This window comes from Tunicatimonas pelagia (assembly GCF_030506325.1).
Lineage (GTDB): Bacteria > Bacteroidota > Bacteroidia > Cytophagales > Cyclobacteriaceae > Tunicatimonas > Tunicatimonas pelagia.
Genome location: NZ_CP120683.1, coordinates 6121464 through 6135248 on the forward strand (window position 1 = coordinate 6121464; position 13785 = coordinate 6135248).

10 protein-coding genes and 1 pseudogene are annotated in these 13785 nt (G+C 44.7%); 6 read left to right on the forward strand and 5 right to left on the reverse strand.

Features of this window, described 5'->3' with window-relative positions; translation table 11 throughout:
* Window positions 1–11 precede the first annotated feature (11 nt).
* Window positions 12–140 (reverse strand): annotated as a pseudogene (locus P0M28_RS31190) (DUF6429 family protein); the annotation flags it as partial.
* A gap of 248 nt (window positions 141–388) precedes the next feature.
* On the opposite strand from P0M28_RS31190, the gene P0M28_RS26205 reads away from it, so the two are divergent.
* The 5 genes from P0M28_RS26205 to rseP are packed head-to-tail and all read left to right on the forward strand — an operon-like array spanning window position 389 to window position 5954.
* Window positions 389–1897 (forward strand): GH3 auxin-responsive promoter family protein, encoded by a 1509-nt coding sequence (locus P0M28_RS26205; RefSeq protein WP_302206425.1) that lies wholly within the window; start codon window positions 389–391, stop codon window positions 1895–1897.
* A gap of 59 nt (window positions 1898–1956) precedes the next feature.
* Complete coding sequence (locus P0M28_RS26210; RefSeq protein ID WP_302206428.1) at window positions 1957–2625, forward strand: hypothetical protein; 669 nt, start codon at window positions 1957–1959, stop codon at window positions 2623–2625.
* A gap of 10 nt (window positions 2626–2635) precedes the next feature.
* Window positions 2636–3403 (forward strand): hypothetical protein, encoded by a 768-nt coding sequence (locus P0M28_RS26215; RefSeq protein ID WP_302206430.1) that lies wholly within the window; start codon window positions 2636–2638, stop codon window positions 3401–3403.
* Between the two features lie 37 nt (window positions 3404–3440).
* Window positions 3441–4607, forward strand: coding sequence for a 1-deoxy-D-xylulose-5-phosphate reductoisomerase (locus P0M28_RS26220; protein ID WP_302206431.1), 1167 nt, complete (start codon window positions 3441–3443; stop codon window positions 4605–4607).
* 3 nt (window positions 4608–4610) lie between these two features.
* Window positions 4611–5954, forward strand: coding sequence for an RIP metalloprotease RseP (gene rseP, locus P0M28_RS26225; RefSeq protein WP_302206433.1), 1344 nt, complete (start codon window positions 4611–4613; stop codon window positions 5952–5954).
* A 253-nt stretch (window positions 5955–6207) separates the two neighbouring features.
* Here the strand turns inward: rseP and P0M28_RS26230 are convergent, their stop codons facing one another.
* From P0M28_RS26230 to dapA, 4 genes are all read right to left on the reverse strand, one after another.
* Window positions 6208–7179 (reverse strand): tryptophan 2,3-dioxygenase family protein, encoded by a 972-nt coding sequence (locus tag P0M28_RS26230; RefSeq protein WP_302206435.1) that lies wholly within the window; start codon window positions 7177–7179, stop codon window positions 6208–6210.
* Window positions 7180–7444: 265 nt separating this feature from the next.
* A complete protein-coding gene (locus P0M28_RS26235; protein WP_302206437.1) occupies window positions 7445–7849 on the reverse strand; it encodes a hypothetical protein in 405 nt (134 codons plus the stop codon).
* 62 nt (window positions 7850–7911) lie between these two features.
* Window positions 7912–9420, reverse strand: a complete 1509-nt coding sequence (locus P0M28_RS26240; protein WP_302206438.1) for a vWA domain-containing protein — start codon at window positions 9418–9420, stop codon at window positions 7912–7914.
* 83 nt (window positions 9421–9503) lie between these two features.
* Window positions 9504–10397 (reverse strand): 4-hydroxy-tetrahydrodipicolinate synthase, encoded by an 894-nt coding sequence (gene dapA / locus P0M28_RS26245; protein WP_302206440.1) that lies wholly within the window; start codon window positions 10395–10397, stop codon window positions 9504–9506.
* 292 nt (window positions 10398–10689) lie between these two features.
* On the opposite strand from dapA, the gene P0M28_RS26250 reads away from it, so the two are divergent.
* Window positions 10690–13635, forward strand: coding sequence for a PD-(D/E)XK nuclease family protein (locus tag P0M28_RS26250; RefSeq protein WP_302206441.1), 2946 nt, complete (start codon window positions 10690–10692; stop codon window positions 13633–13635).
* Window positions 13636–13785: the final 150 nt, after the last annotated feature.

Here is a 13785-nt window from a genome sequence, read left to right on the forward strand (position 1 = left end):
ATAGATCAATGCTAGGAACGTAAGAATTTCTCCGCAAGTACTTTGGCTCTCTCTAATCCTTTTTCCATAAGGTATAGCGACTTAGCCCGGTTTTCTTGGTCAATCATTCCGGTTTCCTGCAAGCGGTTAAGTGCTTCAAAGTCATATCCTTTTCAGGCTCGGTAAATGGGCTGCTGATCGTCAGAAAACGGCACTTCTTCGGGCCAAGCGGCTAAATACGCTGGTAATAGCGTTAGATCAGCAATTTGTTCTTCGGTAAATTCTGACATAAGGCTTTCGTTGAAAGTTGAGTAAAATCAATCTGGAGTCTATTCTTGAGAACGAAATAAAACTCGAAAAGAGCGAGCCTGTCAGGGTAATTCTTAATTTTGTCGCCAAACTTCTAAGAATGGGTATACGATCTGTTTTAAGTAAACCACTGGCAAGCTGGGTGGCTCGAGAGCAAAAAAAATGGAGCCAGGAACCGGAAAAGTCGCAAGACGAGGTGCTAAAGAATTTGCTGGCCGGAGTAAAAAATACGCTCTTTGGCAAAGATCACCATCTGCAAGACGTAAACTCTTACGAGGAATTTAAGCAGGCCGTACCCATTCGCGATTACGAAGACCTGAAGCCCTACGTGAATCGCATTATTGGTGGAAAATCGGATGTGCTGTGGCCGGGGAAACCAGCTTACTTTGCTAAAACCTCGGGTACGACTTCCGGAGCGAAGTATATTCCCATTACGAAAGATTCTATTCCTAACCATATTAACTCGGCTCGTAATGCGCTACTAAGCTACGTACACGATACGGGTAATTCCGTCTTTTTAGACGGTAAACTTATTTTCCTATCGGGCAGCCCAACGTTGGAAGAAAAGGGCGGCATTCCATTGGGGCGTTTATCCGGTTTGGTCAATCATCATGTGCCTCAGTACTTACGAACGAACCAAATGCCTTCTTACGAAACCAATTGTATTGAAGATTGGGAAACCAAGCTGGGGCGTATCGTAGACGAAACGATTAATCAGAATATGACGCTGATTTCGGGCATACCGCCCTGGGTGCAGATGTACTTTGACTGGCTGATTGAGCGAACGGGTAAACCAATTAAAGACATCTTCCCTAACTTCTCGGTGTTTGTACACGGCGGAGTGAATTACGCTCCTTACCGCCAGAAAATGCTGGAGTCTATTGGCAAACCAATTGATAGCATTGAAACCTACCCAGCTTCCGAAGGCTTTATTGCCTACCAAGATTCACAATCAGCCGAGGGACTGTTGATGCTGCTGAAAAGCGGTATTTTCTTCGAGTTTATTCCTGCCGATGAGTTCTTCGACGAAAACCCTACTCGGCTTTCCATTCACGATGTAGAAATAGGTAAAAACTACGCTCTAATCCTCAACAGCAACGCCGGGCTGTGGGGCTACTCCATTGGCGATACGGTAAAGTTCGTTTCTAAGTATCCGCATCGCTTGGTAGTGTCTGGACGAATTAAACATTTTATCTCTGCCTTTGGCGAGCACGTGATTGGCGAAGAAGTGGAAAAAGCCATGAATCATGCCCTGGCCCAATTCCCTGAGGCCAAAGTCGTAGAATTCACCGTAGCCCCCCAAGTAAACCCTACCGAAGGGTTGCCACTGCACGAATGGTACGTGGAATTTGCCCAACCTCCGGCTGACATCCCGTCCTTTTCTAATGTGATTGACCAACAATTACAACAGCTAAACCCTTATTATGATGATCTGATTTCCGGTAGTATTCTCCGATCGCTAGAAATCAGACCACTACAGAAGGACGGTTTCCGTCAGTATATGAAGAGTCAAGGTAGGTTAGGCGGACAAAACAAAGTGCCCCGCTTATCAAATGATCGTAAACTGGCTGAGGGACTAGAATCTTTTCTGAATAAATCTAAAAAATAGATTATTTTTTTTATAAATTGCACTTTATTTTAATTTTTAATAGTAAAGTGCATAGCATAATGTTTAAGTATATTTTTCTGAGTTTTCTATTCTTTTCATCAACTCAGTTTGTTCAGGGGCAATCAGATTCTACATTCAAAATGGTAGGGGGCAACTTTTTATACTACGCAAATAGTAAGGTGGCCGATGTGGATTGGACGCAGTCGATGGAAGAGCGAACTTCTGCGTTCGTAGCTTTCCCTTACATCGGTAAATTCTATGGCGAAGAACAGGAGCTATTTGTGGGTTTTGGCGTAGGTTTTAGCCAGACGCGTCAGGTATCCGATAAGCCCAGTTATTCTTCTACCACCAGTGTGGTCAGTGCTACCGATCTATCCCGGTTAGTAACTTTCAATGCTTTTGTCCGGCGTTACTATCGCCTTCATCCCAAGTTAGCAATTTTTGGTCAACTATTGGCCGGAGGTGGTTTGGGTACATTGGAAACTGAAATCGAGCTAGAGAATGATGCTAATTTGACCTCATTTCAGGTAGTTGGTACTCCGGGAGTACATTTCTCAGTGAGCGAAACGTTTGGTTTGGAGCTACTTTACGGTGGACTTGGTTTCACTCAGATTAAAAGCAACTACCAAGACTCGAATAGTTATTTTGCTGGCTCCGAGGTGAATCGGCTGTTTGGGTTAGATTTTGACAAAACCTCGGTACGACTAGGAATTACGTTCACCTACTAATCTAGTACTGATGAGACGAACCGACTGGAAACTAATCATTGGATTGATTATTCTGATCAGTAGCTGCGATAAAGAGTGGGAGGGGAAACGCTATACCGAAGAACCTACCATACAGTTAATTGACGTAGATTGGAAACGGTATTACCAAGGCAGTCAAAGAAGCTCTTCACGCGACTCCATTGAGATAACTATAGCCTGGCAAGATGGTAATAGTGATTTGGGAATGAGTTATAGAGACAGCGATACGAGTTCATTATATGCTCCATTTGAGCTAGTGAGAGATGATGAGGGGCAGCCAGTTTATTTTGATAGTGAAACTGATATATATAACTGTCGAGACTTTGCATTTCCTATAGGACTTAGTCCGTTAATTATTGGAAGTGATACGATTACTGATACCGTGCGAGTAATTCGGAATAAATACGTTGCAAACTTTCATATTTCAGTACTATATGAAGATGAAGGAGAATTTGTGGAACGTGATTTTATGGCGGAATACTGTAGGTTCCCATTGGGAGGCAGGTTTCCCAGAATCAGCCCTCTAACTACAGAGACAACTGTTGTTAACGATGGTAGTCCGTTTACCATTGTTCAAGAAAGCCCCTGGAGCGGAATTATGACCTTTACTATCTTTACTTCTATTACTGAAGAAAGTCGGGATAACCATCCATTTGCTAAAGGTCCTCTAAAATTTAGAGTTCATATTAATGATCGGGCATTAAACGAAAGTAACATTGTAGAATCTGAACCGATTAGTCCTCGGCCCATTGGTTGGTAGTTCGTGTTTTTTAGGCTAACTTTCGGCTTTTAGCATTTTGAAGAACGACAATCAACCCCGACACATCGCCATTCTTGGCTCGACGGGCTCTATTGGTACGCAAGCGTTGGAAGTCATCGAGCAGCACCCTGACCGGTTTGAGGTGGAAGTGCTGACGGCTCACCGCAACGCTGACCTACTTATTCAGCAGAGCGTCAAATTTCAGCCCAATACAGTAGTGATTGTGGATGAAGCGCAGTACGAAAAAGTACAGCAAGCCCTTGGTCCGCACGGTATTAAAGTTTACGCTGGAGCCAAATCGCTAGCCTCAGTAGTAGAAATGGAAGCGATTGATCTGGTGCTTACCGCTACGGTGGGCTACGCCGGTCTGCTGCCAACTATCAAAGCAATTGAGGCGAATAAGCATATTGCGTTGGCCAATAAAGAAACACTAGTCGTTGCGGGTGAGCTGATTACTAAACTGGCTCAAGAAAATGGAGTCAATTTGTATCCAGTAGATTCGGAGCACTCAGCCATTTTTCAGTGTTTGGTAGGGGAGTTTCATAACCCAATTGAGAAAATTATTCTCACTGCTTCCGGTGGGCCATTTCGGGGAAAAACGCGGGAAGAACTGATTCAAGTAACCAAAGCACAGGCACTGAAGCACCCTAATTGGGATATGGGCGCGAAAGTTACAATCGATTCGGCTTCGTTGATGAATAAGGGGCTGGAAGTGATGGAAGCGAAGTGGTTGTTTGGGCTTAAACCCGAGCAGATTGAGGTGATTGTTCACCCGCAATCGATCATCCATTCGCTAGTGCAGTTTCAGGATAGCTCGATGAAGGCTCAAATGGGTTTGCCCGATATGCGGGTGCCTATTCAGTTTGCCCTCGGTTATCCTGAACGTCTGCCCTCGGACTTTCCCCGCTTTAATTTTCTGGACTATCCTGAGCTTACGTTTGAGCAACCGGATACGGGCACATTTCGTAATTTGGCACTAGCCTACGATGCCATGCAGCGAGGCGGCAATTCACCCTGTGTGCTGAATGCAGCGAATGAAATTGCGGTTTCCGAATTTTTGCGCGATAAACTTGGTTTCCTAAACATGTCTGATGTTGTAGAGACCTGTTTGGCGGAAATTTCGTTTATTGAGCACCCTACCTACGAAGACTACGTTAAGACTGACGAAGAGACACGAATCAAAGCATTAGAATTAATAAAATAATTAATGGAAGGTTTAATAATGGCGGCGCAGTTGCTGCTGGGTTTATCTATTTTGGTGGGATTGCATGAGCTAGGTCACTTACTCACCGCCAAAATGTTCGGAATGCGGGTTGAGCAATACTACATTGGTTTTCCCCCTAAAATATTTGGCTTTCGCTACGGCGAAACTGAGTATAATCTAGGAGCTATACCCTTAGGTGGCTTTGTAAAGATTACCGGAATGATTGATGAATCGCTAGATACTAAGAAGTTAAGTGAAGAACCAAAACCCTGGGAGTTTAGGTCGAAGCCCGCTTGGCAACGCTTAATCGTGATGATGGGAGGTATTATCGTCAATGTAGTTACCGGTATTATCATTTTTATTTTTCTAACCTACAAGTACGGCGATACTTACATTCCCCGCGACGAGGTACTGGAAAATGGTATTGTCGCGTATGATTTGGGCCAGGAAATTGGCTTGCAAACCGGCGATAAAATCCTGAAAGTGAATGGAGAGGAGTACGTAAAGTTCTCGGATTTAACTAGTGCTAATGTGCTTTTGGCTGATGATGCTTACTATACGGTAGAGCGTAATGGACAAACATTAGATATTCCAGTACCTACTGGTTTCTTAGATAAATTCTCAGATAAAGAAGCGGCTCGAAACTTTATTCAGGTGCGAATGCCGTTTGAGGTAGGAGAGTTGGTGGAAGGTGGTAACGCTGAAAAAGCAGGCTTACGGGTAGGAGATAAGGTTCTTTCGGTTGATGGTAAACCAATAGCATTTTTTCACGAACTACGAGATGTATTGGCTGAGAAGAAGAATACAACTGTTATGATTGAGGTATACCGTTCAGATAATAGTGCTATTGAGAATCAGGTAGCTGAACCAGTGACACTTCAAGTGGATGTAAACGAGAATGGGAATATAGGTTTTTACCAAAAGCCCCAAATAGCTTTAGGTCGCACTGAATACACCTTGGCAGAATCTATTCCTCAGGGAACCAGCGATGCATTCAATATAATTTGGGTGAACGTGCGCGCTATCGGTAAGATCTTTAAAGGTGAGGTTTCTGCCTCCAAATCGTTAAGTGGTCCAATCGGTATTGCCCAAATCTTTGGCGGTGAGTGGGACTGGGTACGTTTTTGGCGCATAACCGGATTGCTATCTATGGTGCTAGCCTTTATGAATTTTTTGCCTATTCCGGCTCTAGACGGTGGTCACGTAGCATTCTTAAGCTACGAAATGATCTCTGGTCGTAAACCTTCCGATAAGTTCTTAGAAGGAGCCCAAAAAGTAGGAATGGTACTGCTGCTCGGTCTAATGACCTTTGCCATCTTCAATGATATTTTCAAGGCGTTTTTTTAAAAACCACCGCTTTTGGCTGCCCTAGTTTATTGAGAGAGGTCACTAGAAGTAAAAGCATTGACTGGGCAGCTTGCGATTGGCCTGAAAGTTCAATTGTTGATGAGCTCAATGGTTGAATGGTTGTTAGTCTACAGTCCACAGCACTCGGTGCTCGATCTACAGTGCCTGGCAACTACTTCATCAATCATTAGTCATTACCCCCAGCTCCCAGCCCTTCGCCAATTGTCATCAATCATTATTAATTGCTCCCCACTTACTCTTCCAACGGAGCGTGTTCTAGCACCCAAGATTTACCCCAGTCATCTTTTTCCTCATCGGTCCATAGTTCAGGGAAGAAAATAATTCGCTGGTAGCGAGGGGGGAGGTACTGTCGCCAGTTGGTACCACCGGTAGCAGGTTTGTCTTCTTTGCCATTCACCAGATAGCGAACGGCAGTTCTAAAGTGAGCTAGTGGCCAGTATACGTTGGCTAATTGATCGTAGGTACGCAGTTCTTCAATAATCTGCTCAGAAAGAGCCTCGCCGTTCTGAATAAATGGCTGGATCTGCTGACGTAAATTACGGTCGCGAGCCTCGGTCATTGCATCCAGCAACACCTCATCGTATTTTTCTTCAAACTGCCGGATCATCAAGGTTTTTTCTCCGGTTTCCACATCCCGCGCCCCCGCTTTCCAGTACAGTTGATCTAAAAAATCCTGGTCGGTACTTTCTGATGAGAGCCACAACACGTGGTCGGGGTGTACCAGATTGATAGCATCAGTAGAGTGTAACTCAATAAGCCGATACTGCACCGACTGAAATCCACTGGAAGGTATCAAAGCCATCCGAAATTCATTGAATTGCCGATGCTCCATTCCCTTAGTCATGATCGAGAATGAGCTTTCTAGCTGATGAAAATAGCGGTTGAGGCGTTGAATTTTATCCAAGAATACTTTCGGTTCAGTCACCGAACCATCGGTTAACTGCGCTAATTCCCACAGAATTAACTTGAAATACAGCTCCGTAATCTGATGGTATGCGACGAAGATCATCTCGTCTTTAACATCCGTTTTAGGCCGTTGTAAACTCAGCAAAGTTTCTAGTTGAACATAATCCCAGTAATTGAGGTACCGGGTATGCATCATGCTATCTAAGTAGTCAGACACGTTTTGACCGTTTTGCTCGTATTTAGCCGATAGCTGTTCTAATTTCTTAAGCAGTTCAGACGATGAGTCTTGCTCTTCCATAATTGAGAGGGTAAGGGTAACTGTTCAACGGATCGCCCTAAGCCAATGTTGCGGAACGGTTAGTTAAGCTACCCAGCAGCTTCCTTCGCGCTCAATTTCTATCTCAGCGAAACTAAATACTACCAACAATAGGCTAAGGAGCGTTACTTTTAATAAGTATTAAAGCTTTTCACAAATTACAGGTTATGAAACAATCATTTCTGAATGCTAAGCTAAAAGAAGTAGGTTTAAGTTAGGAATTGTTGGTGATGGACTAATAAAAAAATTACAAAGCCTCATCAACTAAGTAAACCAAGTGCCACTTTCGCCGGATTGGCTCGAAGACCATCTTAAAGTAAAATCCGGCTCCAGGAGTGTAGATTTCGTCGGTAGCTAACGTATCGGTAACTGATAAATCTCGCTTAAACTGGGTAGAGTCCAGATCAAATTCTTTGAGCATAACCCAATCGGTACGTTGCCATTGGTAGGTTGAGTCCTGGATATCGGCTGTTACGCGCTCTCCCGGCAGCGGAAACTGCACACGCTTCATCTGGAATGTGCTATCGGTTAGGAAGCGTTGGTAAAAGTCCTGAAAATTCTCACTAGCCCGGCCTACGTTTGCCGATTGGCAGGCGGATACCCAAAAAAATGAAGCGATCAGGAGCCAGCGAGTTATTTTGAGTAGATGCATGAGCGACAGGTTTTCACAAAGATAGTCTTTTTGGCTGACCTATCACCTCGCTACCAGTTTGGTTAGCGTAGTGTGCTAGCTTGTTGCACTAATGTTATAAACTCTTGCCGAAAACCGTGAGGATCAAAGCGGGTAGCTTGCCGACTCCACTCCAGTAGCTGGGGGTAATCTAATGTTCCTTTATACTCAGAGTCTCTCAAAAGCATAGCAAAACCGACGGCAGATGCAGCGAACCGAAGATTTTCCGAAGCTTGACTAAACGTGTTCCCTTCGTCAAATATCGCCAACTGTAGCGGGGCACTCTCATTTTCGTTGGCGTTTTTATAGCGAAAATCAATAGTGAAGATAGGTTCCTGGCGCAGTGCCGGAGAATTATTCTGACTAGGAACAATCTCATACAATGCGGTAATGGTTTGTCCCGCCCCAATTTCGGCGGCATCCTTGGTGTCATCAGTAAAGTCTTCTTCTTCCAACAGTCGGTTTTCGTACCCAATGAGGCGGTAGGACTCTACCGTTTCTTCATTGAAGCTCACTTGCACCTTTACATCTTTGGCTACGGTTAAGAATTTGCCGTACTCGTAGATAAATACTTTCTTCGCCTGTTCCAGTTGGTCAATGTACTCGTAAGTACCGTTTCCGTGGTTGGCGATTTGTTCCATCGCCGCATCATTAAAATTACCCGTTCCCATTCCCAGCACTGTTAAGAATATTCCCTTATCTCGCTTCGACTCAATTAATTCAATCAGCTCTTCTTGGCTGGAAGGGCCAACATTGAAGTCACCATCACTGGCGATGATAACCCGATTGTTACCGTCTTCTAAAAAATTACGCTCGGCAATTTCGTAGGCCGTGATGATGCCCTGAGCACCTGCAGTGCTGCCGCCCGAAGAAAGAGAAGTAATGGCTTGTAGAATTTTTGCTTTTTCAGTTCCGGCAGTAGCATCCAGCACTACTCCGGCACTACCAGCGTAGGTAACCAGTGCAATTTTATCTTCCGGACGCATTTCTTCCACAAAAAGCTTTAGGCTTTCCTGCAATAGCGGCAGCTTATCGGGTGAACCCATTGACCCCGATACATCGACCAACAAAACCAAATTTCCCACTGGGAAATCAGCTTGTTCTACGGACTTACCCTTAATTCCAATTCTAATCAACTGATTTTCGTTGTTCCAGGGGCAAGTACTGACTTCGCCATTAATAGCAATCGGGGTGTTACCGGTAGGGTCAGCATAATCGAGCGGAAAGTAATTGATGAACTCTTCGGCGCGAATAGCTGCCGGAGGTGGGGTCATTTGATTGGTTAAAAATCGGCGAACATTAGCGTAAGAGCCACCGTCAGCATCTACCGAAAAAGTAGAAACCGGACTTTCGGCTACTTTTACGAATGGATTTTCCACGTATTCGTTGTACCGTTCTCCCGCCACCGGGTCAGGGTTAGCTGAAATGCCGCCAACCTCATCAGCGTAGTACGATAATGCGTTAGGTGAACCGGGGTAGGCCGGATCATCGCTCCCGTCTTCACAACTAAAAAAGATAATCGAGAGCAGAAGTAAAACAGTAATAATTCGCATAAAAGGGATAGTTTAGATGAGACTACACCTTTAGGACACGCATCGGTTAGCCAGCGTTGGAAGCAACTACTATTTTTCTTTGATTAGTTAAGCTCCATCTGTTGGATACTATTGAGAGCTTCTTCAATGGCTTGCTGCGTAGCCTCGGTCGGTTCACAGAGCGGTAGTCGCACCTGCGATGAGCAGTACTCTAAATGATGCATAATGGCTTTAATCGGAATAGGATTGGTTTCCATCATACTTAGCTGCATTAATGGCAGTAGCGAATAGAACTGCTTTTGGGCGGCCACTAAGTTTCCATCGAGATAGTTTTGCACGCAACTGCGGAAGCTGCCCGGAACACAGTTAGAGACTACGGAAATCACCCCGTCGCCCCCGCAGGCTAAAATTGGTAAAGTGAGTGCATCATCGCCGGAAAGTACGCAGAAATCTTCGGGTGTATGCCGAATCACATCCATAATTTGGGCTAGGTCACCGCTGGCCTCTTTTACTCCGACAATGGATTTATGTATTAGCAAGCGTAGCAGGGTTTCCGTTTCCAGATTGACGGCGGTACGCCCTTTAATATTGTAGATGATAATGGGTAAATCGGTCGCGTGGGCTACCGCGGAAAAATGACGGTATAATCCTTCTTGGGTGGGTTTATTATAGTAAGGGTTGATAACCAACTGAGCGTCGGCTCCGGCTTCGGAAGCAACTTCAGCAAACTCAATGGTTTCTCGGGTATTGTTTGAGCCGGTTCCGTGGATCACTTGGCACCGCTGGTTGACCACTTGTACCGACCAGCGAAGAATTTCCCGATGCTCATCGTGCGACAGGGTAGGGCTTTCGCCCGTAGTTCCGACGAAGACTAAGCCAGTAATGCCTCCGGCAATCTGCTGTTCTACAATTTTCTCGAATGCCACCCAATCAATTTCATTAGAAGGAGTGAAGGGAGTGATTACTGCGGTATAGGTTCCTCGGAAAAGTTTTGCCATTAGAAAAAAATTTTTGGCAATTACCGACGACGAGATGTAAATTCCAAATCAACAGTTGATGAGTAATGACAATTGGCGAAGGGCTGGGTGTAATGAGTGATGAGTAATGAATAGTGAACAAGAGGCAGTGGCTAATGAATGATGATTAATTCCCTAAACCTAACCTATCAATAATTTAGCAATCAGCAATTGAGCACTTCAAGCTTCTCAACCTGTGGACTGTAGACTATCGACTGTGGACTAATAACCAATCAACAATTGAGCAATTGAACCATCGAGCTATCTTTGACGCATGAGTACATTTTTAGAAGAAGTTAGTCAGGCTATTCTTGAAAAATATGCGACTGATTTGGAGCAGCTCACCGTAGTTTTTCCCAATCGGCGAGCCGGACTGTTTTTTCAGCATATTCTGGCTCATCAGGCAAAACAATCGGGGTGGGCACCCCGCATTATTACCTTTGAAGATTTTGTGAGCGAGCTTTCCGGGGCGCGTACTCCCGATCATCTTACGCTTTTGTTTCATCTTTATCAGATATTTATCAGAGAAAGTAATAGCCAGGAGACCTTTGACCATTTTTACTTTTGGGGCGATTTGCTACTGCAAGATTTTGATGCGATTGACAAGGCACTGGTTAAAACATCCGACCTATTCGCCAACCTCAAGGACCTCAAAGAACTAGAAGCGAACTACGATTATCTTACCGACGATCAGCGTAGCGCAATCACCCGATTTTGGAAAAGCTTTCAGCACGGGCAGTCTACTTCCTCCAAAGAGAATTTTTTACGATTTTGGGTAATTTTACACCGAGTGTATACTTCGTTTACTCAGTTTCTTCAGCAAAAAGAGTGGGCGTATGAAGGTCTGATGCTCCGTCAGCTAGCGGATCGCATTGATTCAGGAACGGTCAATTCTGCATTTCCACAACTCGCCTTCGTAGGATTACACGCGCTGGCTCCAGCCGAAGACAAGCTGATAAAGTGGTTTGTAAAAGAGCAGCAAGCGGATGTTTTCTGGGACATGGACAGTTATTACGTTCGTCACCCTCAGCATCAGGCAGGAACGTACTTCCGTCGTTACCAGCGGGATTCCCTTTGGAAAAAGACATTCCCTAACCCTTTGCCCAATTATTTTTTTACCCAACCGCAGCGAGGCGTACAAGCGGTTGGTATTAATTTACACGTGGGACAGGCCAAGTACGCTGGGGCAATCTTGAGAGAAATCAGCCAGCAGCCTGGATTCATTCCCGAAAAAACCGCGGTAGTGCTCCCAGATGAAAACTTGCTATTTCCGCTACTGCACTCGCTACCTCCTGAAATTAGGCGAGTAAACGTGACGATGGGCTATCCGGTACGAAGTACGGCGCTTTACAGCCTAATTGAACACGCCTTGAGCCTTCAGGAAGACAAACGTTATAATTCAACTACAGAGCAGTATGAATTTCACCATTCTCAAGTCCTGTCGCTGCTCCGGCATCCCTATCTTCGGCAGTTAGCCCCTAATGTGTCTGATGATCTGGGGCAGGATATTGAAAAACGTAATCAAGTATACATAAGTGAGAAGCACTTACAGCAACACCCTCTTTATACCACTGTTTTTCAGCCTCTTACGCAAGCTGAAGACACGTTTGATTATTTGTTGCAACTGCTGCAACGCATTTATCAGGGAACTGATAGTTACGAAGAGTCTAAAGATCAATTAGCTGTACCATTGCTAGAGCAGGAATTGGTGTATCAATTATCTATTCAGGTAAACCGCCTAAAGGCACTGGCTCAAGAACATCAATTTACCCTAACTCCTCAGTTGCTAGTACGAATTTTCCGGCAAATGATGCAAGGGCTGCGACTTCCGTTTACCGGAGAACCGCTGCGAGGATTACAGGTGATGGGAGTATTAGAAACTCGAAATCTGGATTTTGATAACGTAATTATACTATCATTCAACGAAGGAGTGTATCCTAAATCGGAGATGATTAATACCTTTATTCCGGGCAATTTACGACGGGGCTTCGGCCTATCTACGGTTGATGAGCAAGATGCTATTTACGCTTACACATTTTACCGCTTGCTGCACCGAGCCAAGCGAGTTCACCTGCTGTATAATACTGCCGATAGCGTAGGGCAGCAGGGCGAGATGAGTCGGTTTTTGTACCAGTTACTGTATGAGTCTGACGCTAACGCGCATAGTTCGGTTCAGTTTCCTAATGCTCAGGGAGATTTTACGGTAAGCCGAAAAAATCTGGGAAATCCGGTACAAACTATTCCTCCCCAGCCAATTGCCATCCGGAAAGATACTGACGTACTCCAGCGATTACATCGTTATACCCACCAGGTTAATCAACCGCCCCGGCGTAGTCTCACTCCTTCGGCTCTGAATACCTATCTTGATTGCCGATTAAAGTTTTACTATAAATACGTGGTCGATCTGAAAGAGCCGGAAATTGTGCAAGAGGAAGTTGATCCGGCCGTGTTTGGTAACTTATTGCACCGCGCAATGGAGTTGGTTTACCAATCGGTAGTGACTGGGCAGAATCGTACGGTTACAGTAGAGATTATTGAGGAATTGAAAAGTCAGCGACTAACTGAAGCAGTAAAATTAGCCTTTAAGGAGCATTATGGTCAGGTAGAGGATACTCATTTTACATTGGAAGGTCGGAACCTGATTGTATACGATATTGTGCTAAAGATGACTCGGCAGATTCTGGCAATGGACACGGCTTACGCTCCTTTTGATATTGTTAGCCTAGAGCGCGACAAGGGGAGAGGGTACTTCTGGGAAACTACCATTCGTGATGAGGAGGGCACAGCTACTACTGTGAGTCTACGGGGCATTATTGACCGAATCGACCAAAAAGGTACTACCATTCGGGTGTTGGATTACAAAACCGGACGGGATGAAAAGCAGACAAAAGATTTAGCATCTCTATTTAATCGGGATGAAAAGTTGCGTAACAAAGCTGCTTTTCAGGCACTATTTTACGCTTTATTGTACCGCCAACATTCGGCTGAGGGGCAAATTGTGCCTGGATTAATCAATGCTAAAGACTTATTCAATCAGGATTTTGACTCCCGAATTTACGTCGGAAAAGAAGCGGTAAACGATTTTGAACCCTGGCAAGAACCGTTTATCCAAGAGCTCCATACACTATTACTGGAGTTATTTAACCCCAATGCAGTATTTGATCAGACCGATGATTTACGAAAATGCTCCCTGTGCCCCTACGCCAAACTCTGTTACTGAACAGTTAGCAATGAGTAATGAGCAAATTTACCAGGTTTAAGTTTGGAAAAACAATGCATTGAAAATAAACTCCGGTCTCCGTTGTGGACAATTAAGCTGAGCAGACTCTGAAATGAGTTTCGGTTTTTGTTGAATCTCCCGAGAAACCTA

Excerpts from the sequence above, each read along its gene's own strand:
- P0M28_RS26230 (WP_302206435.1), bottom strand. The coding sequence starts at position 7,179 with ATGGAAGAGCAAGACTCATCGTCTGAACTGCTTAAGAAATTAGAACAG.
- P0M28_RS26210 (WP_302206428.1), top strand. The coding sequence starts at position 1,957 with ATGTTTAAGTATATTTTTCTGAGTTTTCTATTCTTTTCATCAACTCAG.
- rseP (WP_302206433.1), top strand. The coding sequence starts at position 4,611 with ATGGAAGGTTTAATAATGGCGGCGCAGTTGCTGCTGGGTTTATCTATT.
- P0M28_RS26250 (WP_302206441.1), top strand. The coding sequence starts at position 10,690 with ATGAGTACATTTTTAGAAGAAGTTAGTCAGGCTATTCTTGAAAAATAT.
- dapA (WP_302206440.1), bottom strand. The coding sequence starts at position 10,397 with ATGGCAAAACTTTTCCGAGGAACCTATACCGCAGTAATCACTCCCTTC.
- P0M28_RS26235 (WP_302206437.1), bottom strand. The coding sequence starts at position 7,849 with ATGCATCTACTCAAAATAACTCGCTGGCTCCTGATCGCTTCATTTTTT.
- P0M28_RS26215 (WP_302206430.1), top strand. The coding sequence starts at position 2,636 with ATGAGACGAACCGACTGGAAACTAATCATTGGATTGATTATTCTGATC.
- P0M28_RS26205 (WP_302206425.1), top strand. The coding sequence starts at position 389 with ATGGGTATACGATCTGTTTTAAGTAAACCACTGGCAAGCTGGGTGGCT.
- P0M28_RS26240 (WP_302206438.1), bottom strand. The coding sequence starts at position 9,420 with ATGCGAATTATTACTGTTTTACTTCTGCTCTCGATTATCTTTTTTAGT.